Origin of the sequence: Mesorhizobium sp. 1M-11 (assembly GCF_001303895.1) — a bacterium.
Classification (GTDB): domain Bacteria; phylum Pseudomonadota; class Alphaproteobacteria; order Rhizobiales; family Rhizobiaceae; genus Mesorhizobium.
This window is the reverse complement of sequence record NZ_LJSD01000051.1, coordinates 441,944-460,418: the sequence shown is the minus strand read 5'-3', so window position 1 is coordinate 460,418 and position 18,475 is coordinate 441,944. Positions and strand designations below refer to the sequence as shown.

Below are 18,475 nucleotides of genomic sequence, written 5' to 3'. Positions count from 1 at the left end.
TATGGCTGTCCCGCAACCAGTGGAAACCACCTTCCTTTTCGGACGCCTGACCTGGCAGGCATTCCCGCTGCATGAGCCTATCGTCGTCGCGACCTTCGCGGTCGTGGCGCTCGGCGGCGTCGCGGTCCTCGCCGCGCTCACCTGGTTCCGGCTCTGGGGCTATCTGTGGCGGGAGTGGTTCACCTCGGTCGACCACAAGAAGATCGGCATCATGTACATGATGCTGGGCCTCATCATGCTGCTGCGCGGCTTCGCCGACGCGGTCATGATGCGCCTGCAGCAGGCGATGGCCTTCAACGGTTCCGAGGGCTATCTCAACGCTCATCACTACGACCAGATCTTCACCGCGCACGGCGTCATCATGATCTTCTTCGTGGCGATGCCGCTGGTCACCGGGCTGATGAACTATGTCGTGCCGCTGCAGATCGGCGCGCGCGACGTGTCGTTCCCCTTCCTCAACAATTTCAGCTTCTGGATGACGGTCGGCGGCGCGGTGCTGGTGATGGCGTCGCTGTTCCTCGGCGAGTTCGCGCAGACCGGCTGGCTCGCTTATCCGCCGCTCTCCAACATCGGCTACAGTCCCTGGGTCGGCGTCGACTATTACATCTGGGGGCTTCAGGTCGCCGGTGTCGGAACGACGTTGTCAGGCATCAACCTGATCTGCACCATCATCAAGATGCGCGCGCCCGGCATGTCGCTGATGAAGATGCCCGTCTTCACCTGGACCTCGCTCTGCACCAACGTGCTGATCGTGGCCTCCTTCCCAGTTCTGACGGCGGTCCTGGCGCTGCTTTCCCTCGACCGCTACGTCGGCACGAACTTCTTCACCAACGACTTCGGCGGCAATCCGATGATGTATGTGAACCTCATCTGGATATGGGGTCACCCGGAGGTCTACATCCTCATACTGCCGCTGTTCGGGGTCTTCTCGGAAGTGACGTCGACCTTCTCCGGCAAGAAGCTCTTCGGCTACACCTCAATGGTCTACGCCACGGTCGTCATCACCGTGCTGTCCTATCTGGTGTGGCTGCACCACTTCTTCACCATGGGCTCGGGCGCCAGCGTCAACTCGTTCTTCGGCATCACCACGATGATCATCTCGATCCCGACGGGCGCCAAGATATTCAACTGGCTCTTCACCATGTATCGCGGCCGCATCCGTTTCGAGCTGCCGATGATGTGGACGGTGGCCTTCATGCTAACCTTCACGGTCGGCGGCATGACGGGCGTGCTTCTGGCGGTGCCTCCGGCCGACTTCGTGCTGCACAACAGCCTCTTCCTCGTCGCGCATTTCCACAATGTCATCATCGGCGGCGTGCTGTTCGGCCTGTTCGCCGGCATCGCCTACTGGTGGCCGAAGGCGTTCGGCTTCAAGCTCGACCCGTTCTGGGGCAAGGTGTCGTTCTGGTGCTGGGTGGTCGGCTTCTGGCTCGCCTTCATGCCGCTCTACATCCTCGGCCTGATGGGCGTCACCCGCCGCATGCGTGTCTTCGACGATCCGTCGCTGCAGATCTGGTTCATCATCGCCGGTCTGGGTGCCGCCCTGATCGCCGTCGGCATCGCCGCCATGCTCATCCAGATGTTCGTCTCCGTCATGCGGCGCGAGAAGCTCGTCGATGAAACCGGCGATCCATGGGACGGCCGCACGCTCGAATGGTCGACCTCGTCGCCGCCGCCGGCCTACAACTTCGCCTTCACGCCGGTCGTTCATGACAATGATGCCTGGTGGGATATGAAGAAGCGCGGCTACAGCCGGCCGCTCTCCGGATATCGTCCGATCCACATGCCGAAGAACACCGGCACCGGCGTCATCCTGGCCGGCCTCAGCACCGTCGTCGGCTTTGCCCTCATCTGGTACATCTGGTGGCTGGCGGCACTGGGCTTCGTCGCCCTGCTGGCCACCGCCATCGGCCACACCTTCAACTACCACCGCGACTTCCACATCCCTGTCGAGGAAGTCACGCGCACCGAGGAGGCGAGGACTGAGCTCCTCGCGGCAAGGTCGTGAGCGCCGTCGTGGCGACGGCCGCCGAAAAGGCCGTTCCGACCTTCTATGTGAAGGACGAACACGACCACGCCGAGGGCGGCAGCACCATGCTCGGCTTCTGGATCTACTTGATGAGCGACTGCCTCATCTTCGCGATCCTGTTTGCCGTCTACGGTGTGCTCGGCACCAACTATGCCGCCGGGCCGGCGCCGAAGGACCTGTTCGACCTGTCGCTGGTGGCGGTCAACACGACGATGCTTCTGTTGTCGTCCATCACCTACGGCTTCGCCATGCTGACGATGGAGAAGAACCGTGTCGCCGCAACGCAGGCCTGGCTCGCGGTAACGGGCCTCTTCGGTCTCGCCTTCCTCGGCATCGAACTCTACGAATTCGCCCATATGATCCACGAGGGCGCGACCCCGCAGCGCAGCGGCTTCCTGTCGGCTTTCTTCACCCTGGTCGGCACGCACGGGCTGCACGTCACCTTCGGCACCGTCTGGCTGGTGACGCTGATGATCCAGGTCGGCAAGCGTGGCCTGATCGCGGCCAACCGCCGCCGCCTGATGTGCCTCTCGATGTTCTGGCACTTCCTCGACGTGGTCTGGATCGGCGTCTTCACCTTCGTCTATCTGATGGGAATGCTGCGATGAGCGCAAACCACGATACCGCCACAGCCCATGACAGACATGACGCCCACCACGCGCATGCCGACGGCCATGGCCATGCCACGCTGAAGGGCTACCTGACCGGCTTCGTCCTGTCCGTCATCCTGACGGCGATCCCGTTCTGGCTGGTCATGACCGGCGCGATCGAGAACAAGCAGGCCGCCGCCATCGTCGTCATGGTGTTCGCGGTCGTGCAGATCGTGGTGCACATGGTCTATTTCCTGCACATGAACTCGTCGTCCGAAGGCGGCTGGTCGATGCTGGCGATGATGTTCACGATCATCCTGGTGGTGATCGTGCTGACCGGTTCGCTGTGGGTGATGTACCATCTCAACACGAACATGATGCCTGGGCTCCACGATATGAGCGAGATACCGTGAGCGCCCGCGAGGGCGCAGGGAGAACCAACGCAGAAGACATCGGATCGGGCGGAGAGAGCCGCACTCGCCGCTCGCCCGTCACCCGTTTCGTGCTCTTCGCGCTATCGCTGTTCTGCATTGCCATCCTGGTCGGGCTCGGCATCTGGCAGGTCGAGCGGCGCGAGTGGAAACTCGACCTCATCGCCCGTGTCGAACAGCGCATCCATGCGCCGGCGTCAGCCGTGCCGGGACCTTCCGAATGGCCCGGCGTCACCGCGCAAACGCATGAATACAAGCGGGTGCGCCTGAGCGGCTCCTATCTCAACGACCGCGAGACGTTCGTGCAGGCTGTGACGGCCCTCGGCGGCGGTTTCTGGGTGATCACGCCGTTCAGGACCGACGAAGGCTTCGTCGTCCTGGTGAACCGCGGTTTCGTGCCGCCCGATCGCAAGGCCCCGGCGACCCGGCAGGCCAACCTCATCGAAGGCGCCACGACAGTCACCGGCCTGTTGCGTATCGACGAGCCGGGCGGCGGCTTCCTGCGCGAAAACGACCCGGCCAACGATCGCTGGTATTCGCGTGACGTGGCCGCCATCGCCACAGCGCGCGGCCTGACCGATGTCGCGCCCTTCTTCGTGGACGCGGACGCACTGCCCAACAATGCAGCCTCGCCGCGTGGTGGCCTGACGGTCGTCTCCTTCCGCAACAGTCATCTTGTCTATGCGCTGACCTGGTTCGGCCTTGCCGCCATGCTCTCGGCCGCACTGGGATTTGTCCTGTTTCGCCGCCGGCAAAGCGCCGGGGAGCGGAAGCGCCGATGACCTTGACGCAGCCGCCGCGCTGGAAGACACACGCCTCGACCGGGCCCGGTCGAGGGAGAGAGATCATTTTCAATCCGGACGCCACCAACAGGAAGAACCTTCTTCTGCTGATCCAATTGCGCTGGCTGGCGGTCGCCGGGCAGGTGATCACGATCGCGGCGATAGAATGGGGGTTCGGCATCGCGCTGCCGCTGGCACAGATGGCTGCCGTCGTGCTTTCGCTGGTCGGCCTCAACCTGGCGAGCCTCTGGTTCCTGCGCATCGCCAAGCCGGTGTCAAATGCCGTCCTGTTCGTGTCGCTGCTGCTCGACATGACCGCGCTGACGGCGCAGCTTTATCTCAGCGGTGGCGCGTCCAACCCCTTCGTCTCGCTTTATTTGCTGCAGATCACGCTTGGCGCTGTTCTGCTCGCGCCCTGGTCGACCTGGATGCTCGTCGCCGCCGCCTCCCTCTGCTTCGTGTTTTTGACGATGGCGTTCCTGCCGATCGAGATGTCGCATCACGGCGGCAATCTCTTCGACCTGCACATCCGCGGCATGTTCGTCTGCTTCGTGCTGGCTGCCGGGCTGATCGTGCTGTTCATGACGCGCATCAACCGCAACCTGCGCGAACGCGACGCCTATCTCGCGGACCTGCGCCAGCAATCGGCCGAGGAGGATCATATCGTGCGCATGGGCCTGCTGGCTTCAGGCGCCGCGCATGAACTCGGCACGCCGCTCGCCACCATCTCCGTGCTGCTTGGCGACTGGCGGCGATCCGACGCGATCACGCACAATCCGGAGCTGCTCGAGGATGTCGGCGAGATGCAGGCGCAACTCGACCGCTGCAAGCGCATCGTTTCCGGCATATTGATGTCGTCCGGCGAGGCGCGCGGCGAGGGCAGCGTCCATACGACGGTGCGCACCTTTCTCGACGGGGTGGTCACCGAGTGGCGCGATCACAGCTCGCCGGCGCTGCTCGACTACGTCAACGATTTCGATCCGGACGAATCGATCGTCTCGGACGCGGCGCTCCAGCAGGTCATCTTCAACGTGCTGGACAATGCGCTTGAGGCATCCCCGGACTGGGTCGGCATCACCGTCAAGCGACAGGCGCAGGATCTGGTGCTGATGGTTCGCGATCGCGGCAAGGGTTTCGACAAGGAGATACTCGCCGCACTCGGAAAGCCCTATATGTCGAGCAAGGGACGCGAAGGTGGAGGGCTCGGGCTGTTCCTGGTCGTCAACGTGATCAGGAAACTGGGCGGTACCGTCACCGCGCGCAACACCGGCCGTGGCGCCTGCGTGACGCTTACACTGCCTCTGGATGCCCTCAGAGCATGATCCCAAAAAGTGGGAACCGGTTTTTGGACAAGATCATGCTCCAGCAAAGAATGAGATCAGGATGACGGTTCAACCGAACACCGTCCTGATCCAGGAGACGAAGATGGTGCCTGATCGTTCGCTCGTGATCGTCGAAGACGATGCCGCCTTTGCCCGCACGCTGGCGCGCTCGTTCGAGAAACGCGGTTACGATGTTCATGTCTGCGACAGCGTGCCGGCTCTCACGGACTTCCTCGAACATGACACGCCGGCCTTTGCGGTGGTGGACCTGAAACTCGGCACGGGCTCGGGCCTCGAATGCGTCAAGGCGCTGAGCGCCCGCGATCCGTCGATCCGCATCGTCGTGCTCACCGGCTTCGCCAGCATCGCCACGGCCGTCGAGGCCATCAAGCTCGGCGCCTGCCACTATCTCGCCAAGCCGGCCAACACCGACGACATCGAGGCCGCCTTCGGCAAGGTGGAAGGCGACGTCGACGTGCCGCTCTCGCAGCGCCCGACCTCGATCAAGAACCTGGAATGGGAACGCATCCACGAAACGCTGGTCGACACCGATTTCAACATCTCGGAGACCGCGCGGCGGCTCGGAATGCACCGCCGCACCCTGGCAAGGAAGCTGGAGAAGCGGCCGGTGAAATGAGCCGGCAGCGTCTGCCGGGTTGCCCACGCCGCCGAGAGCGTAACGCTGTCCCTTGGCTGCCGTGCCAAGGGACAAGCTCCATCGTCTGCTTCTGGAATTGATTGGCTATCCGTGTAGGCTGTTGTGAGCACGGCCCGGTCCGTGAAGCCGCTGGCGGAGGTGACCCAATGGACGACGACAAAAGGGAATTCGAGAGCGAGATTGCCGGTTATCGACAGCCGATGGTCACGTCCGTCGGCATCGTCCTCGGCTTCCTGCTGGCGTTCCTGGCCAATTGGGCCTCACAGGCCGACGCGTCGTCTCCCGCACTGTATAGCGCCTCCGATTTCATCATCGCACTGACGCTGTTCGGCAGTGCCGTACTCTTCACGATCGTGCTTTTCCGGATGCTCAACAATCGTATCCACGCGGATGCAGCGGCCCGGTATCAGACCACGTTCCGCATCTACATCTGCGGGTTCCTGCTGGCTTTTTCAGGCTTGGCCGTGGCCTTGGTTGTTTGAATGCGTGAAGTCTGACGAGGAAATCATAGCGGTTCCCTCGGCTGGTCGGGGACAGCTACGTCCGCAGATTCAATGACCCGAGAGGACGAGCGTCCGCACCGGCGCCATGACGGCCTGCATGCGCAGGATCATGGCATGCACCATTGCCGTTGCATCGACGGCATGGAGGAAAAGTCCTCTCAGGGTGCCGGCCTTGCCCGAAGCGAGCTCGTCATGATTGGACGTGTAGACGTTGGCGATGCAGTTGCTGCCGGGCAAAATATTACCGTACTGGCCGGGATAGAGCGGCTCGAGGACCGCGGTGACGGTGCCGGGCGTCATGAGCTGCTGCGTGTCGATCAACTGGTCACTGGCCCGCACCTGGCCGCCGGCGATCACAGTCTGCACCTCGGTTACCACCATGGGAATGATGGTGAAGGGTCTCGCGATGCAAGTGACTTCAGAGATCATGCCCACTTTCAGCACCTGCGTTTCGATCTGGCCGAAGCCGGCGATCAGGCGCTCGCGTCCGGCGTCCTCCGGCACCAGCACGCCCGCCGGACGCAGCAGCGGGTTGACGACCTCCCCGACACGCAGTGTGAACTGTTGCAGCGTGCCATCGATGCCAGCCGTCACAAGCGTCTTGTCGATGGCATTCTGCGCCTCGGCAGCCTGCGCCTCTGCGCTCGACTTTTCCGCAGGCAGCAAAGTCGCGATGCGTGTTTCCAGTGTCTGCTTCTGTGCGGCAACCGCCGCAAGCTCGCTTTCCCGACCTGAGACAACGCTCTGCAGACGGTCGATCTCGCGGCGGGCGACGCCGCCGGGATTGCGTCGCTGCAAGTCGAGCTGGGTATTCAGGTCGTCCTTCGCCTGGCCAAGCGCGGTCTCGACCTGCCTGATCTGCGCATCCGCCGTCACCAGCTCGGATTTTGCGACAACAGTCTGCGCGTCGACCTCGGCAATGCGTTTGCGCGCAGTCTCAAGCGTGGCCTGCTGCTTGCTGCTGTCCAGGCGGAACAGACGGTCGCCCGCCTTCACTTTCTGATAGGGCTGGACGTAGACCTCCTCAACCCTGCCGACGATCTCCGGGATAACCGCCACCGTACGATAAGCAGCGGTCACATTCGTCGTCGAGGGATGGAAATAGAAGATCGTGGTGATCAGCGAAACCGTAAGCAGCAGGCAGGCGGTGATGCCCCAGCGCAGCTCGAACCAAACCGAATAGAGCGTGATTTCCTTGCCGATCCGCTTACCCTGGCCGTAGCGCCGGTAAAGATAGTCGGGAAGGATGGTGATCAGGGAACAGAGCAGCGTTTCAAACATCAGTTTGCTCCCTCGCGTGGGGCTGCATCCTTTGGCGGCGCTGGCGGTTCGGTGGTCCTCTCGGGAAGCGTGGGTTCGGCGGCAACTTCAGCCTTGAAGGGCACCTCTGACGCTATCGTCTCGGCTGGAGCTGCATGGGGCTCGGAAGGAGACACAGGCCCTCGGGCCATCCTGCGCAGCGAAGCCGACATGGAGCGCAGCGGCGACAGGAAATCCGGCAGGTCGATCATTGCAAGCAGCAGTGCCGCAATCCAGAAAAGCCTGCTGTGCGTGAACAAGGCGATCAGCGCCAGAACCGCGACGATCTCGAGCTGAACTTTCTGGGTGCGGTGCGCCAGGTGTTCCGGCAATGCGTGCAGCCGCATGTACAGCACACCGGTCGCCAGGACGGCGACCACCATGAAGACGATCACGAAGTTGAACAATACGTCCGTCTGCCCGGGAGCAGTGATAAACGACGGCAGATGATCGATCGCAAGCGGATGGGCAGAAACTTCGGGGGCGTCCATTTTGATCCTTTGGCAAGACACCATGCAAACCGCACAGCATCGCGAGGTGTGGTCGTTTCGCACTCCCAAACCAGGAGATCCGCCCAGCGATCGACCAACCGAAACAAGCCGACAGTTACACCCCAATCCTTGCATCGTCTATCGTGAAAGCGAAGTGCGGGGTTTACGTTGGAGCACTTTGACAAAGCCCGGCGCGTGGTCACACTAAACGCCGGGATATTCGCGGAGGTGACGGTCTTTTGGCAGCGCAGTTTTCCTGGCTCAACGAGCCAAAATCATGGTCCGGCGATGCAGCCGCGCTGAAGCTCAGGACCGAGCCGGATACGGATTTCTGGCGCGAGACCTTCTACGGTTTCATCCGCGACAGCGGCCATGCCTACACCTGCCCTGTCGCCGGGGATTTCTCGGCGGAAGCGACGGTGCTCGGGGCCTATGCCGATCTCTATGACCAGGCCGGTCTTTTCCTGCGTCTGGACGAGCAGCACTGGATCAAGGCCGGCATCGAATACACCGACGGGATGATGCATTTTTCGGTCGTCGTCACGCGTGGCGTTTCGGACTGGTCGGTAATCCCGTTGCCTTCCGCGAGGCCGGCCGATCCGGTCCGTGTCCGGCTGACCCGGCATGACGATGCCGTGCGGGTGCAATATGCGGTCGGCGACATGGCCTGGCAGATGGCGCGACTTTGCCCGTTCCCGGCGGCCGAGGCGCATATCGGCGTCATGGCCTGCTCGCCGCAAGGGCCGGGCTTTGACGTGTCGTTCTCAGGGTTTGCAGTCGGTGAAGCGATCCCGCGCGATCTCCATGCGGCGGACTAGTCCCGTTGACAATTCAGCAACCACGCAGCCATCATGTAGCTGTTGCAGTAGGGCGCATCGGCTGAGGCTGAAAGGGCAATGCCCACCTACGATACATGAACCGTAGCTGCGCCCATGCCGAACCTCGAAAACCTCAAGAAACAGGCCAAGCGGTATTTACGCTGGCATCGCGAGCGGTACTATCCAGTCGCTGCCGAGATCAAGGCTGTGCTACCTCGTTTCCAGCATCTTGCCGACGATGCTCAGGTGCTGGAGGCGGAATTCAAGCTCAGCGATGCGCAGGAGCTTGTTGCCCGTAAGCAGGGCTTCGACGGATGGCAGGCGCTTAAGGCAGGAATCCCAGCCATGAGCACCCAACTCAAACCGGCAATGACGGCCCCGTTCCTCAGCGGGACGGCGGCTCTCCTTTACGTCGCAGACGTGGAGGGATCATGCAAATTCTTCACGTCCAAGCTCGGCTTTGAAGTCGACTTTGTCTATGGCGATCCACCATTTTACGGCGCCGTCAAACGCGATCGTGCCCAGCTCTGTTTGCGCCTCGTATGCGAACCGGTCTTTGTGGGAGACATCCGCCAGCGTGAACATCTTTTGTCGGCTTCGATCACCGTCGATACGGCGGCGGAGATCAAGCAGCTCTTCCTGGAGTTCCAGGCGGCGGGGGTGAGTTTCCACCAGGACTTGAGGAAAGAACCCTGGGGAGCACGGGACTTCATCGTGCTCGATCCCGATGGCAATCTCATCCTGTTCGCGGGACCCGGCGACTGATCATGCCACCGAAGCGGTTGTATTGGCCCCCGCCTGCAGCGGCCGGCAGGAGTTGCGCACCATCAGCCGGCCTTTCAGCACCAGCCGGCGCGACGGCGCTTCGCGATTGCCGTTCAGGCGGTCGAGCAGCAAGCTGGCGGTCTGCTCGCCGATCGCCTGCACCGGCTGCGCGATCGTGGTCAGCTGCGGGTTGAAGACGTCGGCCCAGGGGAAATCGTCGAAGCAGATGACGGAGACGTCCTCCGGGCAGGATAGGCCGAGGTCGCGGATCGCCTTCATGGCGCCGACCACCATCGGATTGTTGGCGGAGAAGATCGCGGTCGGGCGGTCATGCAGCGAAAGCAGCTGCATGGCGGCGGTATAGCCGTCGGCCTCATGCAGGTCGCCGGAGCGCACCAGGCTCTGGTCGAAGGCGAGCCCCGCGTTGAGCAACGCCTCATGATACCCCGTCATGCGGTCGCGCATCGGCGTGATGTTGAAGGCGCCGGTGATGTAGCCGATGCGCCTGTGGCCGAGATCGAGAAGATAGGTGATCGCGTCGAAGACGGCCTGATGGTTGTCGAGCACCACCCTGTCGCTGTCGACGTCGTCGACCTCGCGGTCGAGCAGCACCACCGGCACATTGGCGCGTTCGACCGTCTCTTTCAGGTAGGCGCCGTCGCCGACGCGGGCGATGATCAGGCCGTCGACCATGCGGTCGAGCAGCAGCCGGATCTGCTCATCCTGGTTGTTCAGGTCCTCGTCGGTACAGCACAGCATCACCGCATAGCCGGCGCGGTCGAAGGCCTGCTGGATGACGGAGACGACGTCGGTGAAAAAGGGATTGGTGATGTGCGGCACCGTCAGCCCGATGGTGCGGGTGGTGCCGATCTTGAGGCTGCGCGCGATGGCGTTGCGCTTGTAGCCGATCTCGCGGATCGCCTGTTCGATGCGGCCGGAAAGTTCCCGGCTCACCGTGGTGGTTCCATTGATATAGGCCGAGACCGTCGCCACCGAAACACGCGCGGCCTCTGCCACATGCAGCATGGTGGGCGCGCCGCTCTTTCGGGACTTTCTGGCACTCGGATCGGTCATTTTCGAAACGTTTTGAAGCGCATCAATTGTCAATACCTATGGAATTCTCCTGTTTTTAGCAAGAATCAAAAAAACATCGCCTCGATCCATCAACTCCAATCTTGACTAATTCGAAACGTTTAGATTAGCTTTTTGCATGACTGGCAGCACGGTAGGGAGGCCGTTCCTGTCATGGCCGACCGCGAAATTCCGTCTGCGCCGGATCATGGCGCCTCATCCTCGGGGCAGCCCGTGCTTGCCGCAAGCAACGTCTCGAAGGCGTTCGGCGGCGTCGTGGCGCTGAGCGACGTCAACTTCGATCTCAGGCGCGGCGAAATCCACGCATTGATGGGTGAGAACGGCGCCGGCAAGTCGACGCTGATGAAGATCGTTTCCGGCGTCTACACCGATTACGACGGAACCATCTCCGTTGCGGGTGAGCCGGTGCGATTCTCCGGCGTGCGCGACGCCGAGGATGCCGGCATCGCCATCATCCATCAGGAATTGAACCTCGTGCCCGAACTCACCGTGGCCGAGAACATCTTCCTGGGTCGCGAAAAGCGGATCGCCGGCCTGATCGTCGACCGCAGGGCAAGCCTTGCCGCATCACGCACTCTGCTCACGTCGCTGGGCATCGACCTCGATCCGGAGGCGCGTGTCGGCGGCCTGCGTGTCGGCGAACAGCAGTTGGTCGAGATCGCCAAGGCGCTGTCGAAGAATGCGCGCATCCTGATCATGGACGAACCGACTTCGGCGCTCTCGCCGGCGGAATGCCAGCGGCTTTTCCGCATCATGCGCCAACTGGCCGCGCAGGGCGTCGCCATCGTCTACATCTCGCACCGCATCGACGAGGTCATGCATCTTGCCGACCGCACCACCGTCTTCCGCGACGGGCGCCACGTGCTGACACGTGCGATGAGCGAGCTGAACGAAGACAGGCTGATTGCAGCCATGGTCGGGCGCACCTTGCTCGACGCGTCCACGGCGATGCGCGCCGCCCATTACGACACGCCGATCCTGACGGTGCGCGATCTTTCCTTCGACAGGGTCGATCGAAGTGGCTGGCGGCAGGTGATCTCCGGCGTCAGCTTCGATCTCGGCCGCGGCGAGATCCTGGGCATCGGCGGCCTGCTCGGTTCCGGCCGCACCGAGATCCTGCAATCGATCTTCGGCAGCGCCCAAGGGCGCGTCGACGGCGACATCCGGCTGGACGGGAAACCGGTGGCGATCCATTCGCCGCGCGACGCCCGCCATCTCGGCATTGCGCTGGTCACCGAGGACCGCAAGGCGGAAGGCCTCTATCTCAAGGCCTCGATCGTCGACAATGTCGCGCTGCCGCTGGTCAGCGCGCTGTCGCGTTTCGGCCTGCGCTCGGTCTCCGCTGAAAAGGCCCTTGCCAATGAGGCGGTCAAGGCGCTGGGCATCCGCTGCAGCGGCATCGACCAGATCGCCAACACCTTGTCCGGCGGCAACCAGCAGAAGGTGGTGATCGGCAAGTGGCTGGCCACCAAACCGCGCGTGCTGCTGCTCGACGAGCCGACGCGCGGCATCGACATCGGCGCCAAGCGCGAGATCTATGACCTCGTCTTCAAACTGGCCGACGAGGGCCTGGCCATCATCGTGGTGAGTTCGGAGATGCCGGAACTCCTGCATCTGTCGGACCGCATCCTGGTGATGGCCGAAGGCCGCCAGACCGGCATTCTCCCCCGCAACCAAGCCAGCGAGGAACGCATCATGCAACTGGCAGCACCTCGGCATGCCAACGGACGGACGGCGGCATGAACGCGCTGAGGCTCGTGTCGCGCACAAAGCTTTACTGGGGGCTGATCGCCATCTTCCTGATCGGCGTGTTCTCGTCGCCGGTCACCTCCAAGGGCAGCAATATCTTTTTGTCCTACGGCAACCTGCTCGACGTGCTGCGCCAGGTGTCCACCACCGGCCTCATCGCCACCGGCATGACGGCGGTCATCATCACCGGCGGCATCGATCTTTCGGTCGGCTCGCTGATGGCGATCTGCACGGTTGTGACGGCGATGCTTTTGACCATGCCCGGCGCCACGCCTGCCGCCGTCATGGGCGTCCCTGCGGTGGGCTTCGTCGCGCTGTTCATCGGCGTCGCGGTCACCAGCTTCCTGTTCACCAATCTCGCCAAGTCGGCCGACGGCGCACCACATCGCGCCGCCCAGCTCGACACGATGCGCGGCGTTGCGCTGCCTGCCGTTGCAGGCGTTGTCCTGTGCGCCCTGGCGCTGTGGTTCCTGCTGCCGCAGGTCGGCTCGAAATTCGGCGTGCTCGGCGTGCTCATCGTCGCCCCTTGCGTCGGCCTGCTGTTCGGCGCCTTGAACGGCGTCATCATCGTCGCGGGCCGGCTGCAGCCCTTCATCGTCACCCTGGCCATGATGGTGACGGCGCTCGGCATCGCGCGCCTGACGGCCGGGCAGAACAATGCCGTGCTGCCGGTCTATACCGGCTCCAACGCGACGGAGGAGTTCGAGATCCTGCGCTCGCTCGCTTTCGGCATCATCCCGATGCCCGGACTGTTCTTCCTCGGCGCCATCATCATCTACGGTGCCGTGCTGCGCTTCACGCCATTCGGCCGCTACGTCTATGCCATCGGCGGCAATGAGGAGGCGGCCAGGCTGTCCGGCATCGCCGCCGGCCGCGTGAAGATCGCGACCTATGCCATGTCGGGCCTGCTCGCCGGCATCGCAGCCGTGCTCTACGTGGCGCAATACCGCCAGGGCAAGCCGGACGCCGGCGCCGGGCTGGAGCTGGACGCGATCGCCGCCGTGGTCATCGGCGGCACCAGCCTGATGGGCGGCCGCGGCAGCCTCGCAGGCACATTCTGCGGCGTGCTGATCTTCGGGCTCTTGTCCAACATCCTGCAGCTGCACAACATCAATTCGAACCTGCAGCTGGTGCTGAAGGGCCTGATCATCATAGGCACCGTGCTCGTGCAGGAGCGCAACGCCACCGACCTCTTTTCCCATTTGCGACTTTCGCGAAAGCGATCGGCGCACACGCCAACGCCCGCGGAGGAGCGGACGACAAAAGAGACGCAGTCTCGATCAATCGGAGGAAACGCAAATGAAACGCCGTGAATTCCTGGGGCTGGCAGCCCTGACGACAGCGCTTGCCGCAACCACAGTGCTGATGCCGGGTCAGAAGGCCTTCGCCGAGGACAAGAAATGGACCATCGGCTTCAGCCAGGTCACCACCATCGAACCCTGGCGCGCGCAGTTCAACAAGGACATCCTTGCCGAAGCCGCCAAGCATCCGAACGTCAACCTCATCATCACCGACGGCGAGGACAAGACCGAGAAGCAGGTCGCCGATGTCGAGAACCTGATCCGCCAGCAGGTCGACGCGCTGCTGATCTCGCCGAAGGAATCGGCAGGCCTCACCGGCGTCGTGCAGAAGGCGATCGAGGCCAAGATCCCGGTCTTCGTGCTCGACCGCAATGTCGAGACCAAGGATTTCACGCAATTCGTCGGCGGCGATAACAAGCTGATCGGCCGTGCGGCAGGCGAATACGCCGTCGAGCTTCTGGGCGGCAAGGGCAAGGCCGCCGGCAATGTCGTCGAGATCTGGGGCGGCATGGGCACCGAGCCCGCGCATGACCGCCATGACGGCTTCCACGAATTCACCGACAAGGAGCCGGGCATCAAATACCTGCTCGACAAGCAGTCGGGCGACTGGAAGCAGGACCAGGCCTACAACATCATGGCGACCGCCCTGCGCAACAACGAGAAGATCGACCTGGTCTACGGCCACAACGATCCGATGGCCTACGGCGCCTATCTTGCCGCCAAGGATGTCGGCCGCGAAAAGGACATCAAGTTCGTCGGCATCGATGCCTTGCCCAACGAAGGCGTGCAGCTCGTCAACAAGGGCGAGCTGACGGCGACCTTCCTCTACGCCACGCCGGGCGCCGAAGGCCTGCGCCAGGCGCTGAAGTTCCTGGGCGGCGAGAAGGTCGAAAAGACCGTCATCCTGCCCACCTTGAAGATCACCAAGGAAAATGCGCCGCAGATATTGAAGGACAACGGGCTGTAGGCCAGAAACCAGGTGATGCGGACAACGGCGGCCGGCAATCATCTGCCGGCCGCTGTTGTGTTTCAGCCTGTTTCGCGGTCATTCGGCTGAGTTCGCGCCTGCTGAAGCCGACTTCCTCCAGCGTTCCGGAATGGATCCCCGACACTCTTCGGTCGCTGCGCTCCCTACGAGGTCGAGGATGACGGAGTTTCTATGCCTCGCGCAAATTGCGAACGCTGGTGCGCATCAGCATTGGTGTCGTCCGCAACGTTGGAGATTGGCCGAAACGTCCCTCAGACCGTCATCCTCGACCTCGTGAGCGACCGAAGGGAGCGGCGAGTGTCGGGGATCCATTCCGGAACGTCAGAGATATGATGCGGTCCAGAACGGCTATGCGTGCCGAGCAGAATATGCGCCCCGGCCCGACGACATCATGGCGACCACGTCACAATTTGCCGTTGAGTTTTCCCTTCATGTCGAGTAGGTGAGGTCCACCAGGCCGGGCCCCTCTGGCAGCCATCCAGGCTGTGATGTCGGACTGGGATTTCAATCCGGTGGCCTGGCTGAGACGTCCCTGAATTCTGGCAATATGTGTTGATACGCTAGCGCGATCGCGCCAGAGCAGCTCTGAAAGCTACGCCGCCCTGCAGATACAAGGGTGCCGTATGACTGAAATTCTCCATTCCTTTCTCACGCCCGAAGCGATGACAGCGCTGTTGCAGGTCATCATGATCGACCTGGTGCTGGCCGGCGACAATGCCGTCGTCATCGGGCTTGCCGCTGCGGGCCTGCCCAAGCATCAGCGCGCCAAGGCGATCCTGATCGGTATCATCGCCGCGACCGTCCTGCGCATCGGCTTTGCCGCCGCCACCACCCAGCTTCTCCAGATCGTCGGCCTGCTCTTCGTCGGTGGCCTGCTTCTGCTCTGGGTATGCTGGAAGATGTGGAGCGAGCTGCAGCAGGGACACGGCCAGGAAGCGCTGGCGCTTGAGGGCGCTGTTGCCGGCGAAGGTTCGCATGGTGCCGCGGCTGCCGTGCCGAACAAGACCTTTGCGCAGGCTGCCTGGCAGATCGTCATCGCCGACGTTTCCATGTCGCTCGACAATGTGCTGGCCGTTGCCGGTGCGGCGCGCGAACATCCGGGTGTCCTGGTGTTCGGGCTCGTCCTGTCGATCGCGCTGATGGGCATTGCCGCGAATTTCATCGCCAATCTGCTGCAGAAGTATCGCTGGATCGCCTATGTCGGTCTCGTCGTCATTCTCTATGTCGCCGGCCACATGATCTACCGCGGTTCGCTCGAACTGCTGCCTTATGTGACAGGGGCGTAAGCTTCTCCCGGCGACCGGCATCGGACGATGCCGGTCGCTTGTCCTGGAATGCTTCTTCTCAGCGCGTGAAGCTCTGGGCGTTGCCGGCATCGACATTGATGATGTTGCCGGTCGACTTCGCCGACATGTCGGATGCCAGGAAATACACCGCCTCGGCGATGTCTTCCGGGAACACCGAGCGTTTCAGCATCGAGCGTTTGCGGTAGTGCTCTTCCAACTCGTCCGGCTGCATGGAATAGGCCGCCGCGCGCTGCTCGCGCCATTCGCCGGTCCAGATCTTTGAACCGCGCAGCACCGCGTCGGGGTTCACCGTGTTGACGCGGATCTGATGGTCTGCGCCCTCCAGCGCCAGGCAGCGGGCAAGGTGGATCTCGGCCGCCTTGGCGGTGCAGTAGGCGGCCGCATTGGGCGAGGCGGCCAGCCCGTTCTTGGAAGCGATAAAGACGATGTTGCCGCCGAGCTTCTGCTGCTTGAAGGTGCGGAAGGCCTCGCGCGACACCAGGAAATAGCCCTTGGCGAGGATGTCCATGTTGCGGTTCCACATCGACAGTTCCGTGTCCTCGATCGGCGCCGAGGAGGAAATGCCGGCATTGGAGACCAGGATGTCGACGCCGCCGAATTCGACCGCACTGCTTGCATAGGCGGCCGCGACGCCGGTTTCGTCCGTCACGTCGAGTTTGACGCTGCGCAGGAAATCCTTGCCGAAGACCTTGGCCAGGTCATCCTGCGCTGTGCCAAGTGCTGCTTCGTCGATGTCGGCAAGCACCACGCAGGCGCCTTCGCGCAGAAGACGGATGGCGGTTGCTTTGCCGATGCCGCCAGCGCCGCCGGTGACGAAGGCGATCTGGCCGGCCAGCGATTTCGGTTTCGGCAGGCGCTGCAGCTTGGCTTCCTCGAGCAGCCAGTATTCGATGTCGAAGGCTTCCTGTTCCGGCAGGCCGGCATAGGAGGAGACGGCCGCCGCACCGCGCATGACGTTGATGGCGTTGACGTAGAACTCGGCCGAGATGCGGGCGGTGGCCTTGTCGGCGGCGAAGGTGAACATGCCGACGCCCGGCATCAGGTAGACCACTGCGTTGGGATCGCGCATGGCCGGCGAGTCGGCATGTTTGCAGCGTTCGTAATAGGCCTGGTAGTCGGCGCGGTAGGCGTCGAGCGCAGCGGGCAGGGCCGCGGCAACCGCTTCGATATCAGGCTTGGCCGGATCGAAACCGATGACCAGCGGCCGGATCTTGGTGCGCAGGAAATGGTCGGGGCAGGAGGTGCCGAGCGGTGCGAGCGCCGGCAGCTCGGCCGAGTTGACGAAGTCGAGCACCGCGTCGGAATCGTCGAAATGCCCGATTTTCATCGCGCCGGGTTTCGAGATCATGCCGCGCACGATCGGCATCAGCCGAGCCGCGATGGCGCGCCGCTCCGCTGTCGGCAAGGACTGGGCGACCGCGCCGCCGAAGGCCGGCTTGCCCTTGGTCTCGCGCTCGAACCAGTCGATGGCCTGGTTGATGACGTCCACCGTGGTCGTGTAGCACTCCTTCGGCGTGTCGCCCCAGGTGAACAGGCCGTGGCTTTCCAGGATGACGCCGCGCGCCGCGGGGTTCTCTTCACAGAATTTCGCCAGCCACAGGCCGAGCTCGAAGCCCGGCCGTTTCCACGGCAGCCAGCCGATCGTGTCGCCGAAGATCGTCTTCGTCAGCGTCTTGGAGTTCTTGGCCGCCGCGACCGCAATGATCGCATCCGGATGCATGTGATCGACGAAGGGCTTGGGCACATACGCATGCAAGGGCGTGTCGATGGAAGCCGCGCGCGGGTTGAGGTTGAAGGTGCAGTGCGGCAGGTAGCCGACCATCTCGTCTTCATGCGCAACGCCGCGATAGAGGTTCTTCAGCGCATTGAGCTTGTCCATGTAGAGCGTGGCAAAGCCGTCGAGCTTGATCGAGGCGCTGTCGCCGCCCGAACCTTTCACCCACAGCACCTCGACATCCTGGCCGGTCAGGGGATCTTTCTGCCGGACCTTCGATGACGTGTTGCCGCCGCCGTAATTGGTGATGCGCTTGTCGGAACCCAGCAGATTGGAGCGATAGACGAGCCGTTCCGGCTCGCTCATCGCAGCCGCCTTCCCGTCGTTCCACAGATTGGCGAGCCGCGCTGGCCGTTTGTCGAGCATGTCGAAATCCTCCCGCCGGCCTCTGGGCGCGGCACGAGCGTTAAAATCAGGCCAAGGCATGCGGTTTGTCAATCATGAAAGATTGAAGTCGATCATATTGCAAGTGCGAACTGCGTTATATGCAATGCGATATGAGCGAAGTTTTGCACAAATGGCTTGCGTGATCATCTATTTTGCGTAACTTGGCTCACGGCGCTCGGTTTTCGGGCC

17 protein-coding genes are annotated in these 18,475 nt (G+C 62.8%); 13 read left to right on the top strand and 4 right to left on the bottom strand.

What is annotated here, in order from left to right:
- Window position 1 precedes the first annotated feature (1 nt).
- The 7 genes from cyoB (at window position 2) to AO692_RS22950 (ending at window position 6,294) form a co-directional block, all read left to right on the top strand.
- Entirely contained in the window at window positions 2-2,008 is a 2,007-nt protein-coding gene (cyoB, locus tag AO692_RS22980; RefSeq protein ID WP_054312356.1) for a cytochrome o ubiquinol oxidase subunit I, read from the top strand.
- A complete protein-coding gene (cyoC, locus tag AO692_RS22975) occupies window positions 2,005-2,637 on the top strand; it encodes a cytochrome o ubiquinol oxidase subunit III (RefSeq protein ID WP_054312355.1) in 633 nt (210 codons plus the stop codon). The genes cyoB and cyoC overlap by 4 nt, the downstream gene beginning before the upstream one ends.
- The gene (gene cyoD, locus AO692_RS22970; protein ID WP_054312354.1) at window positions 2,634-3,032 is read left to right on the top strand and encodes a cytochrome o ubiquinol oxidase subunit IV; all 399 of its coding nucleotides are present in this window, start codon (window positions 2,634-2,636) and stop codon (window positions 3,030-3,032) included. Before cyoC ends, cyoD begins: the two co-directional genes overlap by 4 nt.
- 89 nt (window positions 3,033-3,121) lie before the next feature.
- Window positions 3,122-3,832: an SURF1 family protein gene (locus tag AO692_RS22965; protein WP_244483459.1), complete on the top strand. Its 711-nt coding sequence runs from the start codon at window positions 3,122-3,124 to the stop codon at window positions 3,830-3,832.
- Window positions 3,829-5,154 carry an ATP-binding protein gene (locus AO692_RS22960; RefSeq protein WP_082407503.1) on the top strand — a complete coding sequence of 442 codons (1,326 nt, stop codon included), beginning with the start codon at window positions 3,829-3,831 and terminating at the stop codon, window positions 5,152-5,154. The genes AO692_RS22965 and AO692_RS22960 overlap by 4 nt, the downstream gene beginning before the upstream one ends.
- Before the next feature lie 103 nt (window positions 5,155-5,257).
- Entirely contained in the window at window positions 5,258-5,791 is a 534-nt protein-coding gene (locus AO692_RS22955) for a response regulator transcription factor (protein ID WP_054312441.1), read from the top strand.
- A 167-nt stretch (window positions 5,792-5,958) separates the two neighbouring features.
- Complete coding sequence (locus tag AO692_RS22950) at window positions 5,959-6,294, top strand: hypothetical protein (RefSeq protein WP_054312353.1); 336 nt, start codon at window positions 5,959-5,961, stop codon at window positions 6,292-6,294.
- Window positions 6,295-6,363: 69 nt separating this feature from the next.
- Here AO692_RS22950 and AO692_RS22945 read toward each other — a convergent pair whose 3' ends face one another.
- Together AO692_RS22945 and AO692_RS22940 are read right to left on the bottom strand one after the other, a co-directional pair.
- Complete coding sequence (locus AO692_RS22945) at window positions 6,364-7,596, bottom strand: biotin/lipoyl-binding protein (protein WP_054312352.1); 1,233 nt, start codon at window positions 7,594-7,596, stop codon at window positions 6,364-6,366.
- On the bottom strand, window positions 7,596-8,105 hold the full coding sequence (locus AO692_RS22940) for a hypothetical protein (RefSeq protein WP_054312351.1): 510 nt from the start codon (window positions 8,103-8,105) through the stop codon (window positions 7,596-7,598). The genes AO692_RS22945 and AO692_RS22940 overlap by 1 nt, the downstream gene beginning before the upstream one ends.
- Before the next feature lie 239 nt (window positions 8,106-8,344).
- On the opposite strand from AO692_RS22940, the gene AO692_RS22935 reads away from it, so the two are divergent.
- Both AO692_RS22935 and AO692_RS22930 read left to right on the top strand, forming a co-directional pair.
- Window positions 8,345-8,923, top strand: coding sequence for a DUF1349 domain-containing protein (locus AO692_RS22935; protein WP_054312350.1), 579 nt, complete (start codon window positions 8,345-8,347; stop codon window positions 8,921-8,923).
- A gap of 114 nt (window positions 8,924-9,037) precedes the next feature.
- A complete protein-coding gene (locus tag AO692_RS22930) occupies window positions 9,038-9,688 on the top strand; it encodes a VOC family protein (RefSeq protein WP_054312349.1) in 651 nt (216 codons plus the stop codon).
- Here the strand turns inward: AO692_RS22930 and AO692_RS22925 are convergent, their stop codons facing one another.
- Window positions 9,689-10,714, bottom strand: a complete 1,026-nt coding sequence (locus tag AO692_RS22925) for a LacI family DNA-binding transcriptional regulator (RefSeq protein WP_054312440.1) — start codon at window positions 10,712-10,714, stop codon at window positions 9,689-9,691. It lies immediately after the preceding gene.
- Between the two features lie 219 nt (window positions 10,715-10,933).
- Between AO692_RS22925 and AO692_RS22920 the strand changes: the two genes are divergently transcribed.
- From AO692_RS22920 to AO692_RS22905, 4 genes are all read left to right on the top strand, one after another.
- Window positions 10,934-12,523 carry a sugar ABC transporter ATP-binding protein gene (locus tag AO692_RS22920; protein WP_054312348.1) on the top strand — a complete coding sequence of 530 codons (1,590 nt, stop codon included), beginning with the start codon at window positions 10,934-10,936 and terminating at the stop codon, window positions 12,521-12,523.
- On the top strand, window positions 12,520-13,842 hold the full coding sequence (locus tag AO692_RS22915; protein ID WP_054312347.1) for an ABC transporter permease: 1,323 nt from the start codon (window positions 12,520-12,522) through the stop codon (window positions 13,840-13,842). Before AO692_RS22920 ends, AO692_RS22915 begins: the two co-directional genes overlap by 4 nt.
- Window positions 13,829-14,797, top strand: a complete 969-nt coding sequence (locus AO692_RS22910) for a substrate-binding domain-containing protein (RefSeq protein WP_054312346.1) — start codon at window positions 13,829-13,831, stop codon at window positions 14,795-14,797. Before AO692_RS22915 ends, AO692_RS22910 begins: the two co-directional genes overlap by 14 nt.
- Window positions 14,798-15,441: 644 nt before the next feature.
- Window positions 15,442-16,104 carry a TerC family protein gene (locus tag AO692_RS22905; RefSeq protein ID WP_054312345.1) on the top strand — a complete coding sequence of 221 codons (663 nt, stop codon included), beginning with the start codon at window positions 15,442-15,444 and terminating at the stop codon, window positions 16,102-16,104.
- A 58-nt stretch (window positions 16,105-16,162) separates the two neighbouring features.
- Here AO692_RS22905 and AO692_RS22900 read toward each other — a convergent pair whose 3' ends face one another.
- Window positions 16,163-18,265, bottom strand: coding sequence for a bifunctional rhamnulose-1-phosphate aldolase/short-chain dehydrogenase (locus tag AO692_RS22900; RefSeq protein WP_054312344.1), 2,103 nt, complete (start codon window positions 18,263-18,265; stop codon window positions 16,163-16,165).
- Window positions 18,266-18,475 lie beyond the last annotated feature (210 nt).